29 protein-coding genes are annotated in these 22,340 nt (G+C 48.8%); 6 read left to right on the plus strand and 23 right to left on the minus strand.

The genetic code is table 11. From position 1 onward, the window contains the following. The first annotated feature begins 11 nt into the window (after positions 1-11). Positions 12-965: a DUF808 family protein gene (locus BMX14_RS07475; protein WP_092674961.1), complete on the plus strand. Its 954-nt coding sequence runs from the start codon at positions 12-14 to the stop codon at positions 963-965. A gap of 382 nt (positions 966-1,347) precedes the next feature. Here BMX14_RS07475 and BMX14_RS07480 read toward each other — a convergent pair whose 3' ends face one another. From BMX14_RS07480 to fliF, 14 genes are all read right to left on the minus strand, one after another. Further along, the gene (locus tag BMX14_RS07480; RefSeq protein WP_268993436.1) at positions 1,348-1,890 is read right to left on the minus strand and encodes a flagellar biosynthetic protein FliR; all 543 of its coding nucleotides are present in this window, start codon (positions 1,888-1,890) and stop codon (positions 1,348-1,350) included. Beyond that, positions 1,778-2,125 carry a flagellar biosynthetic protein FliR gene (locus tag BMX14_RS17020; RefSeq protein WP_329957804.1) on the minus strand — a complete coding sequence of 116 codons (348 nt, stop codon included), beginning with the start codon at positions 2,123-2,125 and terminating at the stop codon, positions 1,778-1,780. The genes BMX14_RS07480 and BMX14_RS17020 overlap by 113 nt, the downstream gene beginning before the upstream one ends. Before the next feature lie 3 nt (positions 2,126-2,128). Continuing rightward, positions 2,129-2,398, minus strand: coding sequence for a flagellar biosynthesis protein FliQ (fliQ, locus tag BMX14_RS07485; RefSeq protein ID WP_092675389.1), 270 nt, complete (start codon positions 2,396-2,398; stop codon positions 2,129-2,131). Positions 2,399-2,414: 16 nt separating this feature from the next. Next, a complete protein-coding gene (fliP, locus tag BMX14_RS07490) occupies positions 2,415-3,140 on the minus strand; it encodes a flagellar type III secretion system pore protein FliP (RefSeq protein ID WP_092674964.1) in 726 nt (241 codons plus the stop codon). Continuing rightward, positions 3,137-3,511: a FliO/MopB family protein gene (locus BMX14_RS07495; RefSeq protein ID WP_092674967.1), complete on the minus strand. Its 375-nt coding sequence runs from the start codon at positions 3,509-3,511 to the stop codon at positions 3,137-3,139. Before BMX14_RS07495 ends, fliP begins: the two co-directional genes overlap by 4 nt. Positions 3,512-3,521: 10 nt before the next feature. Next, positions 3,522-3,929: a flagellar motor switch protein FliN gene (gene fliN, locus BMX14_RS07500; protein ID WP_092674970.1), complete on the minus strand. Its 408-nt coding sequence runs from the start codon at positions 3,927-3,929 to the stop codon at positions 3,522-3,524. Further along, positions 3,922-4,926: a flagellar motor switch protein FliM gene (gene fliM, locus BMX14_RS07505; RefSeq protein WP_092674974.1), complete on the minus strand. Its 1,005-nt coding sequence runs from the start codon at positions 4,924-4,926 to the stop codon at positions 3,922-3,924. The genes fliN and fliM overlap by 8 nt, the downstream gene beginning before the upstream one ends. Positions 4,927-4,931: 5 nt before the next feature. Beyond that, entirely contained in the window at positions 4,932-5,429 is a 498-nt protein-coding gene (gene fliL / locus BMX14_RS07510) for a flagellar basal body-associated protein FliL (protein ID WP_092674978.1), read from the minus strand. Positions 5,430-5,572: 143 nt separating this feature from the next. Continuing rightward, the gene (locus tag BMX14_RS07515) at positions 5,573-6,643 is read right to left on the minus strand and encodes a flagellar hook-length control protein FliK (protein WP_092674981.1); all 1,071 of its coding nucleotides are present in this window, start codon (positions 6,641-6,643) and stop codon (positions 5,573-5,575) included. Further along, on the minus strand, positions 6,643-7,083 hold the full coding sequence (fliJ, locus tag BMX14_RS07520) for a flagellar export protein FliJ (RefSeq protein WP_092674984.1): 441 nt from the start codon (positions 7,081-7,083) through the stop codon (positions 6,643-6,645). The genes BMX14_RS07515 and fliJ overlap by 1 nt, the downstream gene beginning before the upstream one ends. Next, the gene (fliI, locus tag BMX14_RS07525; protein WP_177173111.1) at positions 7,083-8,447 is read right to left on the minus strand and encodes a flagellar protein export ATPase FliI; all 1,365 of its coding nucleotides are present in this window, start codon (positions 8,445-8,447) and stop codon (positions 7,083-7,085) included. The genes fliJ and fliI overlap by 1 nt, the downstream gene beginning before the upstream one ends. Continuing rightward, positions 8,447-9,148, minus strand: a complete 702-nt coding sequence (locus BMX14_RS07530; protein WP_092674990.1) for a flagellar assembly protein FliH — start codon at positions 9,146-9,148, stop codon at positions 8,447-8,449. The genes fliI and BMX14_RS07530 overlap by 1 nt, the downstream gene beginning before the upstream one ends. Further along, the gene (fliG, locus tag BMX14_RS07535) at positions 9,132-10,124 is read right to left on the minus strand and encodes a flagellar motor switch protein FliG (RefSeq protein ID WP_092674993.1); all 993 of its coding nucleotides are present in this window, start codon (positions 10,122-10,124) and stop codon (positions 9,132-9,134) included. Before fliG ends, BMX14_RS07530 begins: the two co-directional genes overlap by 17 nt. Then, positions 10,121-11,764, minus strand: coding sequence for a flagellar basal-body MS-ring/collar protein FliF (fliF, locus tag BMX14_RS07540; RefSeq protein WP_092674996.1), 1,644 nt, complete (start codon positions 11,762-11,764; stop codon positions 10,121-10,123). The genes fliG and fliF overlap by 4 nt, the downstream gene beginning before the upstream one ends. A gap of 220 nt (positions 11,765-11,984) precedes the next feature. On the opposite strand from fliF, the gene fliE reads away from it, so the two are divergent. Continuing rightward, the gene (fliE, locus tag BMX14_RS16855; protein ID WP_268993440.1) at positions 11,985-12,284 is read left to right on the plus strand and encodes a flagellar hook-basal body complex protein FliE; all 300 of its coding nucleotides are present in this window, start codon (positions 11,985-11,987) and stop codon (positions 12,282-12,284) included. Positions 12,285-12,481: 197 nt separating this feature from the next. Here fliE and BMX14_RS07550 read toward each other — a convergent pair whose 3' ends face one another. Further along, positions 12,482-12,793, minus strand: coding sequence for a hypothetical protein (locus BMX14_RS07550; RefSeq protein WP_230527380.1), 312 nt, complete (start codon positions 12,791-12,793; stop codon positions 12,482-12,484). Positions 12,794-12,968: 175 nt separating this feature from the next. On the opposite strand from BMX14_RS07550, the gene BMX14_RS16860 reads away from it, so the two are divergent. Continuing rightward, positions 12,969-13,049: a helix-turn-helix domain-containing protein gene (locus tag BMX14_RS16860; RefSeq protein ID WP_230527394.1), complete on the plus strand. Its 81-nt coding sequence runs from the start codon at positions 12,969-12,971 to the stop codon at positions 13,047-13,049. 220 nt (positions 13,050-13,269) lie between these two features. On the opposite strand, the gene BMX14_RS07560 is transcribed toward BMX14_RS16860, so the two are convergent. The 4 genes from BMX14_RS07560 to ggt all read right to left on the minus strand — a co-directional run bounded on the left by BMX14_RS07560 (position 13,270) and on the right by ggt (position 17,174). Then, on the minus strand, positions 13,270-14,166 hold the full coding sequence (locus BMX14_RS07560) for a formate/nitrite transporter family protein (RefSeq protein ID WP_092675004.1): 897 nt from the start codon (positions 14,164-14,166) through the stop codon (positions 13,270-13,272). A gap of 226 nt (positions 14,167-14,392) precedes the next feature. Next, positions 14,393-14,572: a hypothetical protein gene (locus BMX14_RS07565; RefSeq protein WP_092675007.1), complete on the minus strand. Its 180-nt coding sequence runs from the start codon at positions 14,570-14,572 to the stop codon at positions 14,393-14,395. A 645-nt stretch (positions 14,573-15,217) separates the two neighbouring features. Next, positions 15,218-15,316, minus strand: a complete 99-nt coding sequence (locus BMX14_RS16395) for a YoaK family small membrane protein (protein ID WP_143056398.1) — start codon at positions 15,314-15,316, stop codon at positions 15,218-15,220. Positions 15,317-15,410: 94 nt separating this feature from the next. After that, a complete protein-coding gene (gene ggt / locus BMX14_RS07570; protein ID WP_092675010.1) occupies positions 15,411-17,174 on the minus strand; it encodes a gamma-glutamyltransferase in 1,764 nt (587 codons plus the stop codon). A 214-nt stretch (positions 17,175-17,388) separates the two neighbouring features. On the opposite strand from ggt, the gene leuE reads away from it, so the two are divergent. Continuing rightward, complete coding sequence (gene leuE / locus BMX14_RS07575; protein ID WP_092675013.1) at positions 17,389-18,027, plus strand: leucine efflux protein LeuE; 639 nt, start codon at positions 17,389-17,391, stop codon at positions 18,025-18,027. Positions 18,028-18,067: 40 nt separating this feature from the next. On the opposite strand, the gene BMX14_RS07580 is transcribed toward leuE, so the two are convergent. Further along, entirely contained in the window at positions 18,068-18,391 is a 324-nt protein-coding gene (locus BMX14_RS07580) for a DUF6388 family protein (RefSeq protein ID WP_092675015.1), read from the minus strand. Positions 18,392-18,531: 140 nt separating this feature from the next. Here BMX14_RS07580 and yedD point away from each other — a divergent pair, with 140 nt between their 5' ends. Further along, a complete protein-coding gene (gene yedD / locus BMX14_RS07585; RefSeq protein ID WP_092675018.1) occupies positions 18,532-18,972 on the plus strand; it encodes a lipoprotein YedD in 441 nt (146 codons plus the stop codon). Positions 18,973-18,990: 18 nt separating this feature from the next. Here the strand turns inward: yedD and BMX14_RS07590 are convergent, their stop codons facing one another. The 3 genes from BMX14_RS07590 to fliD are packed head-to-tail and all read right to left on the minus strand — an operon-like array spanning position 18,991 to position 21,108. After that, positions 18,991-19,305: a hypothetical protein gene (locus tag BMX14_RS07590; RefSeq protein ID WP_143056399.1), complete on the minus strand. Its 315-nt coding sequence runs from the start codon at positions 19,303-19,305 to the stop codon at positions 18,991-18,993. Continuing rightward, positions 19,275-19,667, minus strand: coding sequence for a flagellar export chaperone FliS (gene fliS / locus BMX14_RS07595; RefSeq protein WP_092675024.1), 393 nt, complete (start codon positions 19,665-19,667; stop codon positions 19,275-19,277). Before fliS ends, BMX14_RS07590 begins: the two co-directional genes overlap by 31 nt. A 10-nt stretch (positions 19,668-19,677) precedes the next feature. Then, positions 19,678-21,108, minus strand: a complete 1,431-nt coding sequence (gene fliD, locus BMX14_RS07600; protein ID WP_092675027.1) for a flagellar filament capping protein FliD — start codon at positions 21,106-21,108, stop codon at positions 19,678-19,680. Positions 21,109-21,284: 176 nt separating this feature from the next. Between fliD and BMX14_RS07605 the strand changes: the two genes are divergently transcribed. Then, the gene (locus BMX14_RS07605) at positions 21,285-22,118 is read left to right on the plus strand and encodes a flagellin N-terminal helical domain-containing protein (protein ID WP_092675031.1); all 834 of its coding nucleotides are present in this window, start codon (positions 21,285-21,287) and stop codon (positions 22,116-22,118) included. Positions 22,119-22,340: the final 222 nt, after the last annotated feature.

Genomic DNA, 22,340 nt, shown 5'->3' on the forward strand with positions numbered 1-22,340 from the left:
GGATACCTATTTTGGCTGGAACAAGTTTATTTGCGCTGTTGGATGATATCTCGACCCTACTTGACGATGTCTCGATAATGGGGAAGGTCGCGGCGAAGAAGACGGCGGGCGTGCTTGGCGATGACCTATCATTGAATGCACAACAAGTCAGCGGCGTAAAAGCGAATCGAGAACTGCCCGTGGTTTGGGGCGTGGCGAAAGGCTCATTACTCAATAAAGTTATTTTAGTCCCTCTAGCGCTGTTGATTTCCGCCTTTGCGCCGTGGTTAATTACGCCATTATTAATGTTAGGTGGCGCTTATCTTTGCTTTGAAGGGATTGAAAAAGTTCTCGATTGGATTTTCCCGGAAAAAGATAAAAAAAGCCCGGAAGCCCGACAAGCGCGCTTAGCTAAGCTAAGCCAGGAAGATGCGGCGAACTACGAAAAAGATAAAATAAAAGGGGCAGTGCGAACTGATTTTATCTTATCGGCTGAAATCGTCACGTTGACGTTGGGGATTGTTTCCGACGCGCCATTACTCAATCAAATCGTCATTATGGCGGGGATTGCGTTACTGGTGACAGTAGGGGTCTATGGGCTGGTGGGCGTTATAGTTAAAATCGATGATGCAGGCTATTGGCTCGAAGAGCATAAAAATGGATTAGCCCGAGGCCTTGGGAAGTTTTTACTGCTGTTAGCCCCTAAGTTGATGAAATTCCTTTCCGTGGTCGGCACCTTAGCGATGTTTTTAGTGGGTGGTGGCATCGTCATCCATGGTTGGCCGTTACTCCATCACTGGATTGAACAGCTTACGCATAGCCTAACGCAGGCTCTGCCCTCGGCGATCAGTAGCCTTGGCGAGAGCGTGATTTCAAACCTCTCAAGCTTAGTCGTCGGGGCATTACTGGGCGGAGTGGTGTTAATCGTGGTGAAAGTGGTGAGCAAGCTGTTTGGTACCAAAAAATCAGAAGAGCAGCCCAAATAAGGGGTTAGCTTCGCGTGAACGGTATCGTCTCTTTCTTCGACGCGAGGCGTCGAAGAAAGAGCAATATACTGGATGCCCGTTAACAAATACCCCTCAACCTCATTAGCCTAATTTCCTCCTTCCACCTATCTTCGATCAACTTATCCTGTACAGAATAAAAAGCTCAGTTTGGATCCAAGCGCTATTGTTTCCCGTTAAATTAATACATACAAGAAAATCTAAAATAGCTAAGAGTAGAAAAAGGCTTATTTAAGCGCTGACGACTTTGCTGAGTAAAATACTTATTGTATCAATGAATCGAGGTGTAAAGCGTCCGTGAATTATCGAAAGGATTTTTTTGGTACCTGGGCATATTCTGACCCTGACAGCCTTTCGTTTCTTGCTACCTTGCACTGAAAATGAGCAATAGCTGTTGGCTTTGGTTCAGCAGCATAGCCTGGATGGCGTCCAATAGCATCGGCATACTTTGGTAGAGGGAAAAAATCCCTATCAATAATGTTAACGGAAAGCCAATCACAAACGCTGAAAATTGGGGCGTCATACGATTCAACAGACCCAGCGCTAAATTCACTGCTAACAACATAAAAATAAGCGGTAATGAGAGCTGTAACGCTTGAGAAAAAATAGCTCCGCCGAGTTGGGCGAGATCGATAAAGGACCCCGTTAACGGGGTAAGCGTATCGTAGGGTAACTGCTCAAAACTGTCGGCAAGGTGCTCGATCATCCAGACAATGCCATCGACATTGACAAACAGTAGCAAGCTCATATAGGTCAGTAGTCGAGAGACCACGGAAAGTGAGCTATGGCTGCCGCTATCGAAAAACGAGGCAAAAGAGAGCCCCATTTGTAGGGCAATGACCTCGCCGGCTAAGCGGATGGCGGCAAACACAAACTGCATGCTGAGTCCGAGCGCCGCGCCGATCACGCATTGATTGATAATGAGCAGGACACCCCGAGAGGAAAAAAGTGTCACTGGGTGAGAGGCACTGGGCAGGGGCAATCAGCAGGCTGATGACCAAGGCTAGCGCCACGCGTAGGCGAAGAGTGATCGATTTTTCTGACAGCAATGGGGCAAAGCTACAGAACGCGATCATCCGACAAAAAGGGTAAAATACCGAGGGTAAGCGGTCAAGCAAACCGAGCAGACTGAGCCATTCCATCGGTTAGCCAACCCAATGCGGAAAGGTCGTGAGTAGGCTCTTAATATACTCGGTCATTATGGTCAGCATCCAAGGGCCAGCAACCATCAGCGTGACCACTACGGCGATTATTTTGGGGATAAACGACAGCGTTTGTTCGTTTACTTGGGTAGCGGCCTGCAATAGGCTGATGATTAACCCCGTGATCAGTGCCGCAAGCAGTGGTGGCGCGGCGAGAAATAAAGCGACCTTCATCGCGGCTTGACCCAAGGTGGTGATCATTTCTGGTGTCATCATAGGCTCTCCCCCCTTAGCTTATAAAGCTCTGTGCCAACGAGCCGATTAACAGTTGCCACCCATCGGCCATCACGAACAGCATCAGCTTGAAGGGTAGCGCTAAGGTTGCGGGTGGAACCATCATCATCCCTAATGCCATTAAGACGCTCGCGACCACCAAATCAATAATCAAAAAGGGGATAAAAAGCGTAAAGCCAATCTGGAAAGCGGTCTTTAGCTCGCTGGTCACGTAGGCGGGAACCAGAACGCGAAAAGGCACCGCAGCGGGGCTCTCTGGTGCAGGCAGATGGGCTAAGCGGGTAAAGAGTGCCAAATCGGTTTCCCGTGTTTGATGTAGCATAAATTCCATTAACGGTTTTTTTCCGATATCCACCGCCTCAACTAACGTGACCTTTTGCTGTTGGTAGGGAAGATAAGCCTCTTGCCAGATGCGATCGAAAGTCGGCCCCATAATGAACCAGGTTAAAAACAGCGATAAACCTATTACCACCTGATTTGGCGGCGCAGCGGTCGTTCCTAACGCATTACGCAGTAAGCCAAACACGATGATCAGTCGGGTGAAACTGGTCATCAGTAATAAGGCTGCAGGAATAAAACTGAGCGCGCCAATCAAAACAAGGGTTTGCACGGGCAAAGCCCATTCTGGGTCACTGCCAAATAGGGGGGTAGCCCACGCGCAGTGCGGGAGGAGGCTTATCGCCACCACGGCAAAGACGCGATAACGCGTTGAATAACTCATAGTGTCTTCCTTGCGCGAAACTGTGCAAACTTCTCAGCAAAGCGTGAGGGGGGCGTAGGGGGCTGTGCCCTTGTCTCCCCGGTTGGTTCATTGAGCGTACAGAGAAACTGAATCGTCTGTGGAGTGACCCCGATAACAATCTGTTGATCCCCCACTTGAGCAATCATTAGGCGTTCGCGCGGCCCAATGACCAATGTTTCCTTGACGGCGAGACAGCGTGCGCCTCTGTATCGTCCGGCGTGAGGAAGATGCTTCAGTAACTTTTTGACCCCGAGCAGCAGCAGGATAATCACGATTAATGCCCCGCCTGAATGCAGCAGCATTTGACTCGTCGAGACTTCTACGAGGGGGGCAGTAGTAGTTGTAGTCATGACCGATTCACTATCGACTTAAGCGGCGCATGCGCTCGGAAGGGGTAATAATGTCAGTAATACGAACGCCGTATTTGTCATTGACCACCACCACTTCGCCCTGAGCAATAAGATAATGATTGATAAGAATATCGAGCGGTTCACCTGCCAACCCTTCCAATGGAACGATTGACCCTTGCGTCAACCGCAATAATTCCTTAATGGTCATACGGGTTCGGCCTAGTTCAACGGTCAGTTGAATAGGGATATCCATAATTAAATTAATATCCTGCAGCGGATCGACAGGCTCGGGCGGGGTGATCGCACGCTGAGTGTCCTGATCGGCCTGCTCGTCATTCACCTGTTGTTCTGCTAAGGCTTCGGCCCAAGGGTCCGCGGCTAAATCATTATTTTCTGGGGTTGCAGGGGTATCACTCATGGGAAGTTCCTTCTTGTAAAGTTGAGAGCAATGGCTTAATCAGTTGATTCACACTCAGGGCATATTGGTCGCGATGAATACCGTGAGAGGCGGTAAATACCGGCACATTGTCGACGGTCGCGATAATATTTTCTGGAGAATCAATCGCTAGCACATCGCCTACCTGTAGGCTCATAATTTGGCGTAAGGTAATGGAAAGCTCGGTGAGCCGTGCGGTGACTTCTAAGGGTGATTGTTGGACTTCATTAACCAAGTTTTCACGCCACAGACAATCCTCTTGCTGACTATTCTCCAACGGCGGATTCACCAACAGTTCACGGAGTGGTTCAATCATCGAGAAAGGGATGCAAATATTAAAATGTCCCACTAAATTACTGATCTCGACTTGGAAAGTGGTATTAATCACGATGTCATTAGGCGAGGTAGTAATATTGGTAAACTTAACCTGCATCTCCGAGCGCACATATTCCATGGTCAATGGGTAGATGGCTTGCCACGCTTCTTGATAATTATCTAATGCCAAACTTAATAAGCGACGGATAACCCGCTGTTCGGTATAGGTGAATTCGCGGCCTTCTACTTTGGTCGGAAAACGACCATCCCCGCCAAATAAGTTATCCACCACGATAAACACCAAGCTGGGTGAAAAGACAATCAGTGCCGTCCCGCGTAACGGTTTCATATGCAGCAGATTCAGGTTAGTGGGCACCGGCATATTGCGCGCGAATTCTTGATAAGGCTGAATATCGATCGATTCCACCGTAATGTCGGGGCTTCGACGCAGGAGATTGAAGACTCCCATGCGAAACTGGCGTGCAAAACGTTCATTAATAATTTCTAGGGCTTGCAGCCGTTCCCGTACTACCCGACGCTGTGTCGTCGGGTCATAGTCTCGAACGCTGTTCGGGTCACTGTTTTCGGTGATGGTTTCCGTTTTACCGGAATCACCGTTAAGTAATTGGTCGATCTCAGCTTGAGATAAACTCGTATCAGCCATTACTGCTACCTCAAGATAAAGGTGGTATAGAGAATGTCAGCGATATCTTGCTCAGGTAATCCAGGCGCGAAAGGGGGCTTTAATACCTTTTTGATTTCAGCTGATAACGCCGTTTTACCTTCCTCGGTTTGCAGCGCCGATTGTGCTTGATGACTTAATAGCAACAGAATCCGGCTTCTGACCTCGGGTAAATACTTCACTAAACGCTCTTCGGTGTGCATATCCTTGAGCCGTAAAGTGAAGCCAACATAGAGAACGCGTTCGTCTTGGGAGGCTGATTCCACTAAGTTAACGGTAAAAGGATCGAGTGGATAGAAAAGGGGCTGAGGGACGGTAATCTCCTCAGGGACCTGGGTTAGGGTCTGAGTTGGGGGTGAGGTCGTTAACGCCCGCAATTTCCATACCGCATACCCTGCAGCACCGCAGGCGATGAGCACGATAACGATTAAGATAATGATCCATTTTCTAGCGGACTTCTTAGGTGATTCGGATTTGGTCGACATGAGTCCCGATATCCTTTCATTAGCAATTAAATTGGTGTGGGGCTTATTATCCAAGGTTGAATTGGACGTAATTAGCGGAATAGCGGGGATTTATTTGGGGATATTACATCGTTCGCTCAGTCTGTAATCGACTGAGCGAACGCCTAGACCAGCAGCGATATTTGACTACCGTCACGCAGGAGGGCGGGCGAGTTATCCCCCGTAGGAGAGAGTTCGTTGCCGTCGCCTTGCGTCAGCGTGACCCTCGGGTGTGCCGGGGGCTGATTTGATGACGAGGTAGATTGTTGCCCAGAGGCTGAATCGTGCCCGACTTGACTGTTGCCTAATTGAATACCGTTATCGGCCAGCGCCTGGCGCAGTTGCGGAAGGGCCGCTTCTAAGGCTGATCTAACCTGACCATGATTGGAAAGCATGATTAACTCAGCATGGTCCTTATTTACCGTCATTGAGATCTTCACATCCCCCAACTCTTCTGGATGCAGCTTCAGATGGATAGTGTGTTGTCCCTGCTTATGAAAAATAATCTGTTGCGACAGGTCGCGTTGCCACTGTATCGAGCCTAGGGGGGCTTTTACTTCTTGAGCGCTAGCCGCGTGAAGGGCGAGTTCAGGAAATGCGGGAGGCTGGGTCAGCGAATGTGGTGCCGTGGGTGCTTGAGGCACGCGGCTATCCCTTAACGGGCTCTGTACGGTCCCCGCGGAGGATGATATGAGCTGTGCCGTGGCTGAGGTAATTGGGATGGAGACAGTGTTCGCTGAGGGTTGTCGAGAATCGATGGCCTGCTGCGCGGATCCTTGGCTCAGCGTATCGTTGAGCACACTCTTTTTCGCCGTTAGGGAAGGGGCTGAGTGCGGCGCTGTATTCATTAGGCTCACGGTGGGTTGCTGCGCTTCTGGCTCGGCCCGCGCTAGGGTGGCCGAGGGGGTAGAACCCAGGCTCGGCGGCTCGGCAGGTAACATTAAGGTCACTAGATTCAGTAAAGTCGTGGCCTGCGGCGGCTCAGAGAGGTCCTTATTGTCAGTCGTTTCACCTTTGGGTTCGGGGTGGGTGAGTGGGACAGTTTTTATTGCGCGTTGTTGAGGGGCCAGCAGCTCACCGAAAGAGGGCGTCAGGGAGTTTTCGGCGAGGAGTGTTTCAGTTTTGGGCATCAACGAATGCGATAGACTCGCGACTTTCCCGGGTGAAGTGAGCAGCGGTAATACGCTAATAGTCATTATTCTTTTCCTTGAAAACGACGGGTGGCAAATTCATCATTGGATTTCTGCTGGGCGCGAGCCTGACACCGCATAGTGCGTTGATGACGCCGTTCAATTAATACCTGTAAAGCGTTAACTTTCTGTCGCGACGCTTGCCAATCACTAAGCAGATGCTGCTGCTGTTGGTCGAGGACCTCGACCGCCGCGTTTTGCGCGGTCAGGGCGTGCTCAACGGTTTGTAAAAAGGCATGATAATTATCGCGTCGATAACCATATATTCCGCCTTCCGACTCATGACGTAACAGCTGTTGGTAATCATGCTGATAGTGATGCAGTAATTGTTGCTGTGCATTAGCTTGTTGACGTTCGTGTTGCAACGTCGCGAGCTGTTGGCTGACGTTATCGAGTTGAACCGTTGCTCGCTCTTTTAAGACCTCTAACACGCTTTTATGACTCATTATTGCTCCTCATTGACCGAGACCAGCGCCGCCAGCTCGGTACAGGCTTGCGTGTAATCGCAGCGCTCATTGATCTCTTGTTGAAGATAACGGCAAATATCGGGGTAACGCTCAATCGCCCGATCCACTCGTGGGTCGGACCCGGCGGTATAGGCCCCGACACTGATTAAGTCTTGGTTACGTTGATACAATGCTAATAATCGTTTGCATTCGCGGGCACACTGCAGTTGTTCCGGCGAGACAATTTCATGCATCACCCGGCTGATCGACGCTTCAATATCGATAGCAGGGTAGTGACCCGACTCGGCCAGCTCCCGTGACAGCACGATATGGCCATCGAGGATGGCGCGCGCCGCATCGGCGATGGGATCTTGTTGATCATCGCCTTCTGTTAAAACGGTATAAAAAGCGGTAATCGACCCGTTAAGACTCTCGCTGTTACCCGCCCGCTCGACGAGTGCAGGAAGTTTGGCGAAAACCGATGGGGGATAGCCTTTGGTGGCGGGGGGTTCGCCAATCGCTAACGCTATTTCCCGTTGCGCCATGGCATAACGGGTTAACGAGTCCATGATGAGCAGCACGTTATAGCCTCGATCGCGAAAGTCCTCGGCAATCCGCGTGGCGTAACTTGCGCCTTGTAACCGCAATAAGGGCGAGACATCTGCCGGGGCAGCCACGACCACCGCGCGTGATAATCCCTCTTCACCGAGGATGTGCTGGATAAAATCTTTCACTTCGCGACCGCGTTCACCGATAAGGCCAACCACAATCACATCGGCACTGGTATAGCGAGCCATCATGCCCAGTAGCACGCTTTTCCCGACGCCTGACCCGGCAAATAACCCCATCCTCTGCCCTCTGCCGACCGAGAGTAAGCCATTGATCGCCCTAACACCGGTATCCAATACCTGATCAATTGGCTTGCGCAGTAAGGGATTAAGCGGTGGGGTAGTCAGCTTTCCCGTCTCTAAGGGGGTAAGCGGACTGTTATCCAGCGGTCGGCCACAGCTATCGACGACCCGTCCTAGTAGGGCGGGGCCTAAGGGGAGGCTCCCTTCCATCCCCGCTTTACCTTGCGAGGCATAGACCCTGCATCCCGGACGGATCCCCTCCATTGCCTCAAGCGGCATTAAGTACAGCTGGTTGCCTTTAAAACCGACCACCTGCGCTTCGCATTTTTTTTCTGCTGCGCCATGTTCGCGTTCAATCCAACAGTGGCTGCCTAAAGGCAATTGCAAGCCACTAACTTCCAGTACTAAACCTGTCGCGCGGGTAAGGTAGCCATAATGGCGTGGGGCGAAGGGGGTACTTAGCCGTTGTTCAAAGCGATCTAACCGTTCCATCCAGCGATGTAGCGCAAGCATTAGTAATCTCCCTGCTGCGCGAGCTCGCATAAGCTTTGCCAACGCGTTGAGAGGGCACTTTCTAGCTCACCTTCTTCACTGACCAGACGGCAGTCACCGCGTGGTAAGGTATTATCCACCACCACTTCCCAACGCGGATGCTCAGTGAGTGTGGTCAGGTGGCCTTGTAAAAATTGGTGATCCTGTGGATTGATTTTTAGCGTAAGCTTGCCACTGAGCAAGGCCTCTTGCGCCAACAACTGCTTCACTTGTGTCATCACCATTCGCGCATCGTGGCTGACCTCTTCCCCTGTCAGTTGGTGGGCGATTTCCAGCGCTAATTGCACCAATCGATAGCTGACGGTCACCTCGAGCAGATCGAATGATAGCGTCACTTGTTGCACCAGTTTTTCCACACTGGCCAGTGCTTGTTGCTGTTGTTCGCTGGCCTGCTCAATAGCCTGTTGTGCGCCTTGTTGTAAGCCTTCTCGCTCGCCTTTAGCTAAACCTGCGGCATAGCCTTCCTCCCAAGCCTTGTCGCGTACCGAGGCACGAAAAGCCTCTATCTCTTGTTGCGCTTCAAGAGGGGCCGAGATCACTGGCGCACTGGCCGGAAGCGGCTCGGCAGGCACGGTGACCGCTGTGTGTCCTGGCTCGGCAAACTGTTGTGGCTGCCATTTCTGCCAGGCTATTGAGGGATCTTGTTTAGACATAGGCTTCATCGGCACCTCCAATTACCATATCGCCACTTTCGGCAAGTCGTCTCACAACCAGTAGGATCGCTTTTTGTGCTGTTTCCACATCGGATAGACGAACAGGGCCACGGTTGACGAGGTCGTCACGTAAAATATCGGCAGCACGCGTTGACATGTTATTCAAGAATTTGTCACGAAGTGCGTTATCTGCCCCTTTCAGTGCAATCAACAATTGTTCTGCATCGATCTCTTGAAGTAAGCGTTGTAGGCTGCGGTCATCGACGTCCACCAGATTTTCAAAGAGGAACATTTCGTCAATAATTTTCTGAGCCAGATCGCCGTCAAAAGCGCGAACCGCGTCGATAATGGTTTCTTCTTGCTGAGATTTCATCAAATTGAGAATTTCAGCCGCGGTGCGGATCCCACCCATCTTGGCACGCTTAATATTTTGACCATCAAGTAGGTTATTCAGCACTTCGGTAAGCTCCGCTAAGGCTGCCGGTTGAACACCACCGAAGGTCGCAATACGTAACATGACATCCTGACGTAAACGCTCATCGAAATGAGCCAAGATGTCGGCAGCTTGCGAGCGTTTTAAATGGACCAAGATTGTGGCGATAATCTGCGGGTGCTCCTCACGGATCAAGTCAGCAGCAGAAGGCGGATCCATCAGGTTCAGCGTATCCATGCCCGAGGTGGTATCGCGCGTTTCCAATAGATCTTCCAGCAAACTGCTGGCGCGTTCCTCGCCCAACGCTTTCACCAAAACCGTCCGCAGGTAATCATTCGAGTTAATCGACAGCGCAGCATACTGTTCTGCGTCTTGTTCAAATTGTTGCAGCACATGGGTCAATTGTTGATGGGACACTTGGCGCATGGTCGCCATCGCACTACTCAGGTGCTGGACCTCACGCTGATTAAGGTGTTTGAAGACCTCTGCCGCCCGTTCTTCGCCGAGGGTCATCATTAAAATTGCACTACGATCCGTGCCGGTCATTTTCATAGCTCGCTTCCCATCCAATCGCGGATCACTAAGGCCACCACTTGGGGCTCATTTTCTGACATCGTTCGAATACGTTGACTCATGTGTTCAGCATTTATCCGTAACTGTGCTTTACGCGCCACTTCGTTAAGGCTGGGATCAACCTCACTGGCTTGTGGAGGCGTCTCGGTAACCGGTGGATTGAGTGTCTTCTGGAATTGCCTGAAAGCGGGTGACACAATTTTGCGGTAGAGCACTAAAGCGATAATCATGACCACCAGCCAGCGTAATGCTTGGGTAGCCAGGGAGGTCCACTGGGACTGCTGCCACCAAGGGAGTGCGTCGTCAGCAAATTCATGCGTGGTAAAAGGTGTATTGACCACATTGACGCTATCGCCGCGAGCCTCTGAATAGCCCATCGCTTGCTTCACTAAACTGGTAATTTGGCTGATTTGCTCAGCGGAGAGGGCCGCTTCTTTACCTTCCTTATCCTGCTGATAATTCACCACGACTGCCACGGATAAACGCTTGATGCCCCCGGTACTCAATTGGGTATGGCGAGTAGTTTTATCGAGTTCGTAGTTGACGGTGCTTTCGTTATTCATTTGTAACGGCGTTTTCTTGATACCAGAGGCGGTGTCAGTCTGAGAAGCCGTTTTTTTATCCCCTTCAATATTGGCTTGTGCCGGGGGCGTCGGTTGATTCGATAATGCCCCGGGAACCCCTTCAGCTTGCTGTGAGTTTACTTCACTTTGGCTACGCTGAGCGGAGCGAATGGCTTGTTTAGCGGCATCGCTATTAGGTTGGTAGCGTTCATCTGTCTGTTCTTGGCGGTCAAAATTGATCTCAGCGGTCACTTGCGCGCGCACATTGTGTTGGCCGAGCATCGGTCGGAGTAACTGTTCGATACGTTGCTGGACCGTTTTTTCAACACGCTCGGTGTATTTTAGTTGGGTGGTATTTTGCGTTTGTGCAGCCAATCCGGCACCTGAGAGCAGTTCGCCAGCTTGATCGACGACAGTAACGTTATCGGCACTCATGCCCGCCACACTGCTAGCCACTAAATGAACGACAGCATTGATTTGTGAGGCATCAAGCACGCGGCCAGGTTGCAGTTTTAGCGTCACGGCAGCCGTTGGCGGTTGTTTTTCGCGAACGAAGACGCTGGGGCGGGGGATGGCGAGATGCACCCGTGCGGTGACCACTGGGTCGAGCGTTTCAATGGTTCGCGAAAGCTCCCCTGCCAAGGCACGTTGAAAATTCACTTGTTCGTTAAATTGGCTTAACCCAAACTTTTCATCATCCAATAACTCGAAGCCGGTAGTGCTGCTTTTCGGTAATCCTTGACTGGCGAGACGTAAACGGAGTTCTCGTACTTGTTGACTGGGAACAAGGATCGCGCCGGTATGCGGATCAAGTTGGTAGGGGACGTTCATTTTGGTTAAGGCGCTGACGATGTTGCCACCCTCGACTTCCGACAGTGAACCATAGAGCGTACGATAGTCTGGGCTACGAGCCCATAATGCTAGGGCCGCAATCACCGCAATAGACATCGCGGCAGCCACGATAAATACCACCTTCTGTTGGTCGCGTAAGGTTGCAATAGATTGCTGGACTCTACTCCAAAGTGACGTGGGTAGGGTGGCAGTGTTTATGCTCATGCAGACACTCCTAACATAGCCCAGCGGTGGATGTGATGTGACAGCACATGATTCTCCTCATTGACACAAATTAATAATGACTCTTTATCAGGCTTATTATTTGAGTTATGAGAGGAAGTAATGGTCGAATGAGGGGATCTTTTCGTGGCTAATTTTTAGATTTGAATCATTAGCAGGCTGGTAGAGTGTGATGATACATTAATACTTTAGGAGATTTATCGTGACCACGGTATCATCAATTAACTTAACCCAGCCGACACCACTCTCTTCCACTTCATCCACTGGCGACCGTGCCGAACAACCCTTTTCGTCGGTATTTTCATCCATGCTCAACGGGATCAGTCAGTACCAAGATCACGCGGCTCAACAAGTCCGAGAGGTGGAGCTAGGCCAAAGCGAGGTGGGGATCAATGATTTAATGGTCTCGATACAAAAAGCCACGGTTTCACTACAACTGGGTGTGCAAGTGCGTAATAAAATGATTGCGGCCTATAACGAAGTCATGAATATGTCGGTGTAGGGTAGTGATTTACCGCCTGCGAGGTACTTAACTGTATTTAATCGCTTAGGAAAAATTAATAGAGTTTTCGTTAAATAATTATTTATTATTTTTGATATGAGAATCCTAATATTCTTATCGCTAAGATAATATCAGGCTTCTCTATTTGTTTGCTTGAATCTACCCTAGGATAGGGTAGACAACACGATTAATGAATTCTACTGGAAAAATAATGAGAAGAGCCCAGCCATCATAATAATTCCAGCGATCAATTCAAGCACGATCACAACAAGAGCCAGCACTCCCCAAAATCTAATCTTATACTTAAGTTGAAAAATGAGTCCTGAACATACGGCCAAAAGAAGAATTTCTCTCAAGCAATAACTAATAGGCAGCCAATACGGTGAGTCGGTATAAATGCCTAACGAACCGATGAGATTAAGCAAAAATCCGCCACAAAATCCCCAGCCCCAGAAGGTCTTGGGTAAACTTAATTTACCCGTAATGAGCTTGTTTAACATTCCCTGCATGGATTACGTCCTGACGTTAAAGACTTCAAAAAGGTAAATTATTTGACGACTTGATGCGGTTTGCTCAGCGAATACTACCCTCTTAGTATGCGATGAGTCGATATGATTACGGCAAATCACTATGAGTTGTTCGGTCACCATTAGCCAAATAGCTTGGCAGAATGGCTTCAACGATATGTCATACTTTTCTGGTGCATTTAAAAACTTTTATCAATGTTCGCCTAGTGACTATCGGGGCTTTACTCGGTCACAATGAGGCTAGCGGTAAATTACGGCGAAACCTTTTCGTCAAATTATTGAGTAATATCCCCACTGACTTAGTGGGAATAACGGATCCACTGCGGGTCTCAGCCCTTGATATGACGATCACAGAGCAAGGAATAGCGTAACGTGACGCGCCATGCATTCCCCTGCCAGAATGGGGAGTGATATCGTCTGAAGCAGCGAAGTCAGGCCCAGAATGGGCCTGATCCCTTTTAGTATTTGCCGTCGCGATGTTCCACTGAAGCGCTATGATCCTTTTGCATATCCATACGAATTTGCGCATGACTGAGCAGGGCAAAAATAAAGGTGCCGCCGCAAATATTGCCTAATAAGGTCGGAATCGCAAATGGCCAAATAAAGGATTGCCAAGGTAGCGCGCCAGTGAACACCAGATAGAGGACTTCGATGGTACCTACCACAATATGCGTCGTATCGGCCACGGCGATAAGCCAAGTCATCAACAAGATTACCAAAATTTTGGCATTCCCGGCCGACGGCAGCATCCATACCATGGTGGCGACAATCCAGCCAGATACCACGGCTTTAGCAAACATTTGTGTAGGGGTATTTTCCATTACCTTCATTCCAATATCGTGGAAGGCATGTTTAATGGAAGGGTCGAACACCGGCATGTAGCCAAATGCCCACGCCGCGATAGCGGTACCAATCAAGTTGCCTAATAGGACGACGGCCCATAACCTCAATAGTAAGTAGAGATTATTTGCAGTGGGTTTCTGCATGACAGATAGCACCGGAGTGATGGTATTTTCGGTGAACAGTTGTTGATGGGCCATGATTACAATAATAAAGCCGAAGGTATAGCCAATACTCTCGATGAGCATGCTACCGGAAAAATGCCCTAATTCTGCATGGAAGATCCCTTTAGCCATTAGCGAGGCGCTCATCGATAACCCCGCAGCAATCGCTGACCATAACAATGCCCAGACGTCACGTTCGAGCTCTTTTTCACCCTCTTGGCGAATATGCTCGTGGGTGGCCATGGCCTGCGAGGGGAGATTCTCCTCATCCACTTCGATGTTTTCACCCCGTTTGTTTTCTTCACTCTCTACCTGTGGAGAATGCGTATCATATTGTTTATTTTGATTCATCGGCCCTACTCAGAAAATAGCGTGGTACTTCAAGCCTAGCATTGTTTAGTAAAATTGCAGTACTCAAGGAAGAAGGAAGGATTTTTTTTCGACAAACTGCTCCGGCGCTTAACGGAGACGCCAGAAAGCATTGGGTCGCGAGCTATTTTTACTCAGCCGATCGGTAAGGTGGGGAAGGCGGCCTGATATGATCTTTTGACCTGATCGAAGAGATGCTTAAGGCCTATCAGGACGACTGAGGAGGATCGTAGAGCTTAATGAGTGCGTTATTCACGATTAGTGTCGAGAGGGCTAAAAGTCGTTCTTCCTCCTGCTCATTGTAGAGGCGGTAGGAATAGAGCTCGACAATTTGAACGTCGACGATATCCACCTCAAAAAAGGGGGTAAGGAACGCTATTTTTGTCATGAGCAATCTCCTTCCAACAGGGGCTGAGTTATTAGCACCTTAACCTATACAGTAGGAACGGTGGGAACCTCTCCCTCTAGGGCAGAGATGAATAAAGCATAGTGTATTATCGGTCAGCTAAATGAAAAGTTAACACGGGAAGGATATTTTTGTGATAGTTGCTTAGTTCATGTTGTTTACTGCTAAGCCTACGATGAGGAGGCGGTTACGCGGAGCCGGAGCAAAGCATTGCCCAATCCTCGGTCGGGATGACGCCTGGGTCGCCGTAAAGTCTTAAGAATATTATCCACGATGTGATCTTTAGACAAAAAAAACCCGCACGAAGCGGGAAGTAGGAACATAACAGGATTTCGAATGAACATACTGACAGTCACCGGGGAATGACTGCGACTTTCCGGACGAAAAGAGTATGTCTTCAATGATTAAGCCTAGTACCGACTTGCGTGATAATCAATTTTTTAATAGTTAACTTTATGATTATTAGTGCTATAACGCTTTAATGATAATTGGAGCAGTTTTTCAAAAAAAAACCCGCCAAAAGGCGGGAAAAAATTTTATTGCAGTTTTCAGGATGTAACAGCATTGAGGTGCTATACCTACTCTGACTGGTGCTTTTTTATTAAGTTCACAAAGTTTGCGAAAAAATTACGATCCTGGCAAATAAGCGCCACTGGCAATAAACCAAATCAGTAATGCAACGCCTGCAACAATGATCGCTACGGGAAAAAGATAGCCCAATTTCATAATGAATCATTCTCTGGTTGGTAAAACGCCCATTATCCCACGGTTTCGATGCCAGGCAATCCCCATCGATAAGATAATGGGCTGGTGCGTAGCGTTAATAGCCACGGGCTGATCCTGCTGGGCGTCTCACATCATTCGCCCCATACAAATAGCCTGGTCTAACATTACCCGAGACGGCGCTGTCGTTACCTGAACTCGTGGTTCCTACCCCCGCAGCCCCCGGTAGACCGACCATAATCAACTCGGCAGCTCCCCAAGGCGTTTGCTCTACCATGCGATATCCCATTTTACTCAGGATATTTAACGTATCGGCAGAAAGGCCGTTCTTTTCGTAGTACACCTCATCTGGATACCATTGATGATGGATCCTTGGGGCATCTACCGCTTCTTGGGGCTTCATCCCAAAGTCGATAATATTGAGCGCGGTCTCTAAGGTGATAGTGATAATTCGCGATCCCCCAGGTGAACCCAGCACTAAGAAGATTTTACCCTCCTTCGTGACCAAACTCGGGCTCATGGAAGAGAGCGGACGTTTACCCGGCGCGATACTGTTTGCGGTGCCCTGTACTAATCCGTAAAGATTTTTTGCGCCAATTTTCGTCGTAAAATCATCCATCTCGTTATTCATCAATACCCCTGTGCCGGGAGCCATCACCACAGCCCCGAAGCGTCCGTTGACGGTATAGGTGGTCGAAACAGCGTTACCATAATGGTCAACAATGGAGTAATGAGTCGTTTCAGGTTTTTCACCGGTGGCGACCAATGGCTTAATTTGTGTGGAAGGGGTCGCTTTATCTTTCTGAATCTTCTCACGCAACGATGCCGCGTACTGCTTATCCATTAATTTGGCTACCGGGTTTTGAACGAAGGCGGGATCACCTAAATAGGTATTCCTATCGGCATAGCTGAAGCGAAGTGCTTCAGTTAAGGTATGCACCATTGCGGCAGAATTAAAGCCCATCGATTTAAGATCATAACCCTCCAATATATTCAGGGTTTCGCAGAGTGTTACGCCGCCAGAACTTGGTGGTGGGGCGGAGACAAAAGTGTAACCACGGTAAGTACAGGTGAGGGGGGTGAGTTCGGTGGCGTGGTACTCTGCAAAGTCTTGTGCGGTAATGATCCCGCCACCGGCTTTTGAGGCCTGCTCGACGGCTTTAGGGAATTGACCCTGATAGAAGGCATCAGGACCCTCTTTAGCGATACGTGACAGCGTGCGTGCGAGGTCTGTTTGCCGTAAACGGTCTCCCGGTTGTAACGGCGTACCATCAGGGCGCAGGAAGATTCTTGCGACTGCTGGGTCTTGTTTAAAATGCGCCACCGTAGTGTCGAGAATATCGGTATCTGCGCGGGTTAGAATAAAACCGTCTTGCGCTAATTTTATGGCGGGTGCCATCACTGCTTGTCGGCTTAATTTGCCATATTGCCGGCGTGCCATTTCCATGCCCATTACTGTCCCTGGGACTCCTGTGGCTTTCCACCCATAGAGACTGCTTCCAGCAATCAGATCACCTTGGGCATCTTGGTACATTGCCGCACTGGCTGCTGCCGGTGCCATCTCACGGAAATTAATAAAGGTGTCTTTACCGTTTGCCAAATGGATGGTCATAAACCCGCCGCCACCAATGTTGCCACAGCAAGGATTGACGACCGCTTGGGCATAGCCAACCGCGACGGCGGCATCAATGGCATTGCCGCCCTGTTTAAGAATATTGACCCCAACCTGTGTGGCGAGATCTTGAGACGTGACGACCATACCGTTTTTGGCTTCGACTGCGGGAGCAGAGGCGGCTTGTGCGAAGTGGGGGGACGATAAAACAAATAGGGCGAGGGCGGAGAGCGTGTGTTTCCTTAACATTAATAAGTACCTCTTTGATGATTTCCTTCTACCATAACCTGACCAGAAAAAAACTCCAGTAATTCAATAAGCTATCATAAGTAAAAACAATATCTGTGATAGCGCACAAATAATCATCATCAATACTGGAGTTGTGGCGCGGCAATCTTTATCATTAAATCCCTTTTATTCGCTAATTTTTGACATGCTAAGAGTGTATTGAGCGAGGTTTATCGTGTTTGCAGAGTATGGTGTGCTAAATTTTTGGACTTATGTCGCAGGAGCTATTTTTTTAGTGTTAATCCCGGGGCCCAATACGCTCTTTGTGTTGAAGAATAGTATGAGTGGCGGGGTTAAGAGCGGTTACCAAGCCGCAGCGGCGGTTTTTATCGGTGATGCAGTATTAATGTTCCTCGCTTATACAGGGGTTGCCACCCTGATTAATACCACGCCGGTGTTATTTAATGTGGTGCGTTATCTTGGTGCGGGCTATTTGCTATGGCTGGGGATTAAGATGCTCTATACCACGTTTAGCCAGCGTGAACAGGCCGCTGTGACGCCAGGCAAGAAAGTCCGTGGAGCCGTCTTTAAACGTGCATTAATATTAAGCCTGACCAATCCTAAAGCGATATTATTTTATGTGTCGTTCTTTGTGCAGTTCATCGATGTGCAGAGTGCTCATCCGGGCGTTGCTTTCTTCATTTTGGCTACGGTGCTAGAAATGGCGAGTTTTTGTTATCTAAGCTTGCTGATTTTCAGTGGTTCATCGCTCACCCGCGCAATTGGCTCACGCCAGCGTTTAGCCAAGGTAGGAAATTCAATGATTGGTTTACTCTTCCTTGGGTTTGCCGCCCGTCTCGCGACTCTCCAGTAAGTAACAAAAAAAAGCTCACCTTAACGTGAGCTTTGACTGACTATAAATGGTTCTTCTCGCAGAACTCTTCCCACGTCATCCCCAGCGCCTCGGCGTGGCTACGCAGGTAACTCTCTATCGCTTGGGCGGCGACTGCATTATCCGTTTCGACTAACTGAATAGAGAAGATAATGCCGTCTAACTGTTTTTGACGAATAAACGCGGCGTAGATACGTTCAGCATGAAGATTTCGCAGTTGTTCAACCGTCATTCCATTGTCACGAGCATCTTTTTCAGTCACTTCGTCGAGTGCAACTTGAAAATCAGGGTGTGCTGAGAAAAAGATATCGCGGGCTTGGGCGTAGTATTGTTCAGGGGTTTTCATCGAGGGGCCTAGCTTTTGAAAGAATCTTACTCGATTATACCGGTTTCAAGCAAAGATGTCAGCGGAAGTCATTCCCTAGCTTGCATTGTGCTAGCGAAACATTATACCTTAGCGCCAGAAAAAATCTGTAGGGATGCCATATGAAAACTCGATTATTACTGTCTCTTTTTGTGCTTGCGGGTTGTAGTCCGATCACTAATTATCAAACTATCGTTAAAACCCCTGCACCGCAATCACTGGAAGGTGTGTGGCGGACATCAGGACCGCAATCGGGGTTGGTCAGTAAGGATGCCGTTGGCTATTTGATCATCGATCAAGCCGGTAACACCCTAGACTGCCGCCAATGGCAACGGGTGATTGCTAAACCTGGGAAATTAAGCCGGATAAACGATCAATGGGTAAACGTTAACCATCAAGTGAGAATTATGCCGCTAAAGCGTAAAGATGGTATGTTGCACTATGATCGCCTGACCTTGATTAAGGTTTCCTCGGCGAGTGAGGAGTGTCAAAAAGCCCTTGCCGAAGCAAAGGCTCAACCTCAAGCAGAAACCATTCAAAATATCGAGATTAACGGTCAATAATCGTCGTGTCAGGCGGGGTTAGACCGCTTGATACGCATGATTGATTTTATCTTGTGTCCCTTGGTCTATCCGCGAGTTTACATCTCTCTGTAATTGATAGAGAGATGTCTCCACACCCTCCTGGGCGAGCAATAACTGCTTAACTACCGCTGCATTATCAATTTGGCCTAAATGCCTCACAGATTCTGAATAAGCCTCTGCCATTGGCAGCAATGCCGTAAAATCTTTTACCTCAAGCGCCTGCCGCATCTTATCAAGCAGATCGAGGCTTCGTTGTACCTCGGGTAATGCCACCATGATAGTTATCCCTCTTGGCTTAGTGATGTCTGCCATGCCCCAGCAATCGTCTGCAGTAACTCACGGCAGTGTCCGAGTTTATCGCGATCATTATGGAGATTGGCTAACATCAATTGTTGTGCGACATAGTGAAATAATGACAAAAGTTGTCCTGCGAGTGGGTCTTTAGCGAGCGGTTCAATGGCCTGTATTAGGCCAGTATCGATGATCGCGACGGCTTTCGCGATCATGTTGCCTTTATCGATGATGTCCTGATTCTCCATTGAGATGGCGGCACGCCCTAAAGCATTCAGTGCACCGTCAAATAGTAGGGTCGTCAATTGATGTTGACTGGCACTTAACACCGAACTTTCTAGCCCCACTTGAGCATACACATTCGCGAGCTGACGTTTATTCATAGCGGTAACCTTAATCGTCCGAATTGGCGAATTGTGCCGTGAGATAATTTTTAGTGGTGTCCATCTGCGATAGGGTCTTTTTCAACTGGACGAATTGCGACTTGTAACGCGCCATGGTGGCATCAATCCGTGATTGCTGCTGATCGTAGCGGACCTCTAATTTATCGTAAGAATCATTTAACGCCTTCACCGCCGTCGTCAGCGTGCCTTTTGATGAATAGTTATCGCTCAGAATCGTATCGAGGGTGTTGTTGGCAAGTGTACTAAAGCCAGTGGTCTTGCTATCGCCCAAAAAGAATTGATAGACCGCCTGAGGAGTCGAGGTTAATGCTGACGTAAGCTTTTTTTCATCAATATTTAAGCTACCAATGCTGCCGTCTGCCCCTTTAGTGGTGTTTTGCGTAATGCCAAGTTCAGCCATAATCGTTACGGCACCCGCCTGCGTTGTGTTCAACACTGAGCGCAACTGGTTCTGAATATCACGCACCGTGCCATTACCCATTAATGGACCATTTGAACTGGTATCGCTCGATAATGTGCTGCCGCCAGCGTACTTAGTGATACTGGTGACTACAGATTGCACATTATTGTAGGCGGTCACCCATGCTTTAATATTTTTTACGGCATCTGCGGTGTTATTAGCAACTTCTAAACGTTCTTCGCCATTAGAAACCGCCTTGAGGTTTAACGTCACGCCATAAGGCGCATCGGATACGGTATTTGAGGCACTTTGCACCTCTATACCATTGACGCTCAATACGGCATCTTGCCCAGCGACAGATTGATGCATGCCGGTTGCAGAATCACCCCCTTGGTAACCTATCAGTGCTTGAAGCTGATCATCGCCGGAGACCGTGACGCTAAGAGTATTTTCTGCGCCAGTCTCTTTTGAGGAGAGAGAGAGATAATACTCCCCGTCATTCGACTTGATGCTGGTCGCAACGACTCCTGCGCCACTTTTATTAATGGCATTAACAAGTCCATTTAGACTGGTGTCATTGTCGTCCAAGGCAATTGTCACCGGTTCGCTATCGCCAGTCTGTAACGTTAACGTGCGGCCCTGCGCGCCAGTAGTCCCTAGAGGCTGGTTATTACTGCTGATTACACTCGAGAGCAGCGTCTGAGCGGTGGCAAGTTGTTTCACATTGATTTGATAATTACCAACACTTGCATCGCTATTACTGGTTGCAGTGAATGATTGATTGGTACTAACGATACTGGTTGCATTCAGCGCAGAGGCCGAACTGAGCGTTGTCGTCGCTTTTTGTAAAGACTCTAATGCACTACGAAGCTGGCCAAAGGCTGATAGTTGACTTTTAACGGTCGTCGCCTGTTGAGTGATCGGCGTTAAACTTTGCGTCTCATATGTTTCTAATTGCGTGTACAGTGTGTCTAAGTCAAAAGCACTGTTGCCAATATTCAAATTACTAATAACCGCCATGGCGTCCTCTCTTTCTAATAAATTGTAGAGTCTTTATCGGCAAAATAGAGAAAAGGGTTAATAGGGGACGTTAATTTTACGCTGTCGGTAAAGTTCATTCAGCACCTGCCGATAATCCCTTTGACCACGTACTGAGAGGCAGTACGTAACATTAACTCCGAGCAAAGGAATTGAATATGGCTGTTATTAATACCAATATCATGTCTCTAACCACTCAAAATAACCTGAATAAATCACAATCGGCGTTGGGGACGGCGATTGAGCGCCTCTCTTCTGGGCTGCGTATTAATAGTGCTAAAGACGATGCTGCAGGTTCAGCGATTGCCAACCGTATGTCGTCTAATATTCGCGGATTAACTCAGGCTTCTCGTAATGCGACAGATGGTATTTCACTGGCGCAAACCGCGGAAGGCGCATTAAACGAAATGAACACCAACTTACAACGTATTCGTGAGCTGACTGTTCAAGCGAAAAATGGGACTAACAGCGCTGAAGACGTTAAATCAATCCAAGCAGAGGTGGATGCGCGTTTATCGGAAATTACGCGTATCGGTACGGCAACCACCTTTAACAACATCCAACTGTTTGATAGCGACCAAAGTATCAATATCCAAGTGGGTGCGAATGATGATGCGGCGGCCAACGTTATCACCATTTCACTGACCGACGATGGTTTTAAAGCTAGTGCACTGGGTGCAGCGTTCTCTGTCAGTGGCGGGGACGCCGGCAGTGCCGATGCTTCGCTGGCAGAAATCGATAAGCGTATTGCTTCAGTCGACTCCGCACGCAGCAGCTTAGGTGCGATACAAAACCGTTTCGAATCAACCATTAATAACTTGAATACCACGGTTAACAACTTAAGTGCTTCACAATCCCGTATCCAAGATGCGGACTATGCGACGGAAGTTTCAAGTATGTCGCGTGCACAGATCCTGCAACAAGCAGGTACCTCTGTCCTAGCCAAAGCGAACCAAGTGCCACAAACCGTATTATCTCTGTTACAAGGCTAATAATGACTGTTTGGGGTGTTAATCTGCCCTAATAGTCACCGTGATGACGGCCTGGATCCCTGAGAGGATCCGGGCCTTTTTTTCGTATTAATCCATGAAACTGAACACCCTAGAGTACGAAAATCTTCTACACAAGCTCACCGTAAAACCGTGTTTTTTTCCTGCGATAAGAAACGGTTACTAGCCTCGATAATATTCAGTATGAATAAATGGAGATAGGAA

Origin of the sequence: Rosenbergiella nectarea, assembly GCF_900111105.1 — a bacterium.
Taxonomy (GTDB): Bacteria; Pseudomonadota; Gammaproteobacteria; order Enterobacterales; family Enterobacteriaceae; genus Rosenbergiella; species Rosenbergiella nectarea.